This window comes from Comamonas testosteroni ATCC 11996, assembly GCF_000241525.1.
GTDB classification, from domain to species: domain Bacteria; phylum Pseudomonadota; class Gammaproteobacteria; order Burkholderiales; family Burkholderiaceae_C; genus Comamonas; species Comamonas testosteroni.
Genome location: NZ_AHIL01000053.1, coordinates 1 through 1,119 on the forward strand (window position 1 = coordinate 1; position 1,119 = coordinate 1,119).

Below are 1,119 nucleotides of genomic sequence, written 5' to 3' on the forward strand. Positions count from 1 at the left end.
GCGGGCCTGTTTGGTGCTACCGGCAGCGCTGCGCGCATTGCCCATGTGGGCCTGGACAATGCCAGCATCAAGGCATCGGGGGGGGTCTGGAACTCCGCGGGCGCGCTGGCGGGGTGGAACAGCGGCGCTATCCTCCAAAGCTATGCCACGGGCAACGCCACGGCAGAGGGGGGCTCCGGCAACTCCGCGGGAGCGCTGGTGGGGAAAAACCACGGCGGCAACATCAGCCAAAGCTATGCCACAGGCAGCGGCAGCATCAGCATCAGCCAAAGCTATGCCACGGGCAGCGCCACAGCAGAGGGGGGCTCAGGCAACTCCGCGGGCGCTCTGGTGGGGGTGAACATCAACGGCAACATCAGCCAAAGCTATGCCACGGGCAGCGCCACAGCCAAAGATGGCAACGCCAACTTCGCGGGCGCGCTGGCGGGGGAAAACTACGGCAGCATCAGCCAAAGCTACTGGAGCGCGGACCGCAATCCCGGGCAACCAGGGGTGGGAAATAACAGCGGTTTAGATGCCGAATCCCAGGGGCTCACGGATGCCGAGTTCCAAAAAGCCAGCAGCTTTGCGGCCTGGGGCAGCGATATTGATGACCAGGGCGGCACGGGCGCAGCCTGGCGCATTTACGAAGGTCACAGCACGCCGTTGCTGCGCACGTTTTTAAAGCAGGTCACGGTGGACCTGGGAGCATTAGCGAGCAAGACCTACGATGGCACCACAGGCAGCGGCGTAATCGGCGGCTCGGATTACAGCATTGCACCAAGTGTTGTTCTAGGCGGTGCAGGCAGCGACCTCAGCTACCAAAGCAACAATAAGAACGCCGGCAACTACAGCGCAAAAAATGGCGGACTCTTGGTAAGTGGGCTGTATTCAAACCAGCAAGGCTACGACATCAGCTACCAAGGCAGCTTTGAAATCACCCAAGCCTCACTGACCGTGACGGCCGATGCGGCCAGCAAGGTCTATGGCGATGCCGATGACCTGAAGTACACCAGCAGTGGCTTGATCCACGGCGACAGCCTGGGCGGAAGCCTGGGCCGTGCTGCTGGTGAAAACGTGGGCAGCTATGCCATCCACCAGGGCAGCTTGGCCAACAGCAACTACAGCATCAGCTTCAAT

At 61.5% G+C, this 1,119-nt stretch carries 1 protein-coding gene; it reads left to right on the forward strand.

What is annotated here, in order from left to right; all coding sequences use genetic code 11:
- Positions 1-1,119, forward strand: a 1,119-nt coding sequence (locus CTATCC11996_RS25775; protein ID WP_003080915.1) for an MBG domain-containing protein, incomplete at both ends; no start/stop codon positions are given.